Origin of the sequence: Vibrio sp. 10N.247.311.47 (genome assembly GCF_041467535.1) — a bacterium.
In the GTDB taxonomy this organism is placed as follows: Bacteria; Pseudomonadota; Gammaproteobacteria; order Enterobacterales; family Vibrionaceae; genus Vibrio; species Vibrio crassostreae_C.
Map to the genome: position 1 here is coordinate 1 of NZ_JBFSUR010000075.1, position 3,514 is coordinate 3,514.

At 38.0% G+C, this 3,514-nt stretch carries 4 protein-coding genes; 2 read left to right on the forward strand and 2 right to left on the reverse strand.

The genetic code is table 11. From position 1 onward, the window contains the following. Window positions 1–174 precede the first annotated feature (174 nt). Together AB6E51_RS23985 and AB6E51_RS23990 are read left to right on the forward strand one after the other, a co-directional pair. Window positions 175–378, forward strand: a complete 204-nt coding sequence (locus AB6E51_RS23985; RefSeq protein WP_102333704.1) for a hypothetical protein — start codon at window positions 175–177, stop codon at window positions 376–378. A gap of 252 nt (window positions 379–630) precedes the next feature. Beyond that, entirely contained in the window at window positions 631–1,758 is a 1,128-nt protein-coding gene (locus AB6E51_RS23990) for a GGDEF domain-containing protein (protein WP_157938698.1), read from the forward strand. Window positions 1,759–2,070: 312 nt separating this feature from the next. Here the strand turns inward: AB6E51_RS23990 and AB6E51_RS23995 are convergent, their stop codons facing one another. Continuing rightward, window positions 2,071–2,736 (reverse strand): hypothetical protein, encoded by a 666-nt coding sequence (locus AB6E51_RS23995; protein WP_102333700.1) that lies wholly within the window; start codon window positions 2,734–2,736, stop codon window positions 2,071–2,073. 529 nt (window positions 2,737–3,265) lie between these two features. After that, window positions 3,266–3,514: hypothetical protein (locus AB6E51_RS24000; RefSeq protein ID WP_372140265.1), on the reverse strand; the 249-nt coding region annotated here is incomplete at its 5' end.

Sequence of the window (3,514 nt, forward strand, 5' to 3'; positions counted from 1 at the left end):
CTTGCAATGCCCCGAGTAAAAACACTATGTACTGTTCAGAGTTATCACAGTGCTGGAAACGATAACGGTAATGATTATTATTTAAAAAAGTTTTGATGATTTCCATTTACTTTATCCTCTTTGTTTATATGGAGGCTTATAAATGATGGATAAAAAGTGAAATGGCTAGGGAAAATGAAAAACAAAATTTTAGAACAGCATTTAGCAGAGGCTGAGCAGCCAATGAAAAACTTTATGGCTGACTTGCTCGAAATATTAGGAAGGAAGGCATGTAGTGCACAAGATCCAGAGTTAGTCTTGCGCTACTTTGGTGCTGTACTGTCTATTCGTTTGGTGTCATTTGAGGGTGATAAAATGAACGAAAATACGGAAGAATAAGCCTGCTTGTTGCTCAGTCTATTGAATGGTTTGATGTTCAAACAAAAATATAACCTCTCTGCTGGGTTTTATTTAAAACGAAGATGACATGATTTATCACACACCATTTCATTTGCTTTCTTCAATGCGTGCTTTGCGCTTTCAGCCCACAAGAGTTCGGGGTTCATACAGGTTGATTTTCCCTTTTCCAAGCAACTTCCTTTAATAATGCAAATCTGTTTACAGAATTCTGCTCCAATAGCGGTGATCAGGATGACAATCAATACTCATAATTTTGTCGCAGATAAACTTGTCGATATTGTTGAAGATAAACATAAACGAATGCAGTTAATGGTGAACTCTTTCACTATTTTTGAGTTGTTCTTCCTTACCTCCCTATTTTTAAACAGTATCCCTTCTGGTGATGACCGACTGCTCAGCACCATCCTAGGCTTATTTTCCTGTTCTACTGCGGTCAATGTTTTTGTTATGAACAGAAATCAAGAAGCTGGTCGTATCGGGTTAACCATTATTAATTACTCTTTAGCCCTGATGCTTTTGTATTCAGGTGGATACGAATCTAATGGTTTCTTATGGAGCTATTTATTAGCCGCAGTCGGTATTTTTATTAACTCCTTTCGAATAGGCCTAATTTTAAATACCGTGTTTCTTATGGTCACTTCCGCCATATTGTTTATGGGGTTTGAGTATGGATTTAGCAGAGTAGAGTACAGTGAAATACTTTCATTTAGAGTGACCCTGACTCTGTTCGCATTGAGTGGTATGTGCCATATTCTTATTTTCTTCCAAGGTCGAGCTGATCATCAAATCCTGACCATGCATGAAAGTGACATCGCATCCTTAGCGTATTTAGATTCGTTAACGATGCTTTCTAACCGTATTACATTTCGTTCGGTTCTTCTTTATCATGCGACTCAAGAGGGGCAAGCAGAAAAAACGGCGCTCATCTATATTGATTTAGATAACTTTAAGTCCATCAATGATATCTACGGGCATGATGTTGGCGATGTAGTCTTAGCTGAATATGCGAAAACCCTCGCTCATATTGTAAAGCATGAATTGGGGGAGACCTCTGTTGGGGAGTATGACGTAGGGCGTTTAGGCGGAGACGAATTTGCTATTTTTGTTAGGGATGCGTCTGATGAATCAAAGGTCCGCCGTCTTGCCGAGCAGGTTCTTGCGATTACTGGTCATAACACGCTTCCAATTCTGCAAGATAAAAAACATGAGCTAAGTAGTAGTATTGGGGTCGCTTATGTGACTACACAACATCAAGACTTGATCGGATCATTGTCAATAGCAGACAAAGGCATGTATGAAGCGAAGAAGGCCGGGAAAGATAAAATCCGCTATGTAAACTTAAACCAGCAAACGGACTGAACAGCCACTTATGGCGATGCCGATACTGCAGTCTTTGCTGCTCGTAGTGGTGGTGATTGCGAGTCCGATTGTCTTAACGGTCAGTAACGATGGCATTTTGTTTTTAGGTTGTAAACGCATCGCCAGTGACATAGCGCGCCTTAAAAACTCGAACCAACCATGAACATCGAAATGAAACGCATTGAAGTATCAGACAGTTTCACAGGCACGACAAGGAAAATGGCGAGTTACGGATGAATATCGAGGAGTTTGCCATTGAAGCAATAAACTAAGCGTTATCATCTTTTATTGTTTGTTCTAGGGGTCTATTAATTATTTACTAAACGCCCCTTCTAAGCTCCAACCTTCAGCATACAATATATGCTTGTCTTTAATTTTGTCAGGCGTTGTATGCCTATCGATTAGAACTTCACTTGCTCTAACTTTTTGTATTGATGTCGATGGGGTTGTACCGAGCCCTACGACTGGTAAGTCTCTCCTTGAATTAAGCACATCTTCGATATCTGGTTTTTTGGTCATTAAAGGTTCTAGATGTGATTTTTTGCGTTTTTTCGGAAGTAAACTTTGCTTAGCTTTCTTACGTTTTAGTTCTTTTTTTCGAGCTACGTTGGCTAGATATCTTTTATGTGCTTTATCAAAATCTATTGAATTCAGTATATTAATTAAACAGCCTTTGAGGTGTGTAATATCATTTGTTGAATGGATAACGATGATTAGCTGGTCGAAGGCATGTTTTTCTTTTTTGTTCAATCTCAACTGGCCATTTAGACCTAGATGTTTAATTAGCGAAAGCTTATTTTTAAACGCATTAAAATTAACAATCGTCTCAACTTTTTGAATTGCGTGTGATCTATTCACTATTTTAGCTACAGTGGGGATACTTCTGGTTTTATGAGTTTTAGAAATGTGCTTAAGCATGTTTTTTTGCTTCACTAATGCTTGGCAATGTTTACATTTCACCATTTTATTTTGACTCAAAGTTTTCTCCATAGAACTAATTGATAAATTCAATAAGTTAAAGTTAGGCTTAAATTATACTAATACCCTACTATAAGGAGTTTCATACCCCTTGATTTCCATAGCTGTTATTTACGCACCTTTAAACACAAAACCATCAATTTGTTGTTTTGGCAAGCACAACAAGCTATTAAGCGAGGTTCATTTGAGTTATAACACTGAATACATAGAAAAAGTATTAAGGTCCGTTATGAAGGGCACTCTAAAACGGATATTGTTAGCTCTCTTCCAACAGCAATCTCAGACTAATTCTAGTCAGACTCATCCCATAGCTGAGAGGCCCAATGATTTACCCAGCAATGATGCAGCTAAAGTAACGATCTACGAACGGAAGCGGTGTTTTAACACACAAAGTTATTGGCAGGGTAATGATGTCGCGTCACCAGAGTTTATTACGCTTAGTTCGATTGGGATTGTTAGAGAGTTGTGACCCCACCAACACAAAATGTAATTTTGTGTTCAGCTCTTAATGTACTTCACTCTTGATGGGTTACTCAATCAAGCGTGCGTCATAATTACAACACTCAACAATTACTCTATCTAACCGTCTAGGTTCAAGAAAGTTAATTAATTCATCATTTAGCTCGCAGATTCGGCACTGTTCACCACAAAATGATTCCTGAGAAATAAAGTGTTCATTAACTAACTGTATCACTACCGCTTCAGCTAAATCATAAACCCTTTTATCTTGCTCTGAAGATACACCTAAAAGACTATTAAGAGTCTTAACAATATCAAG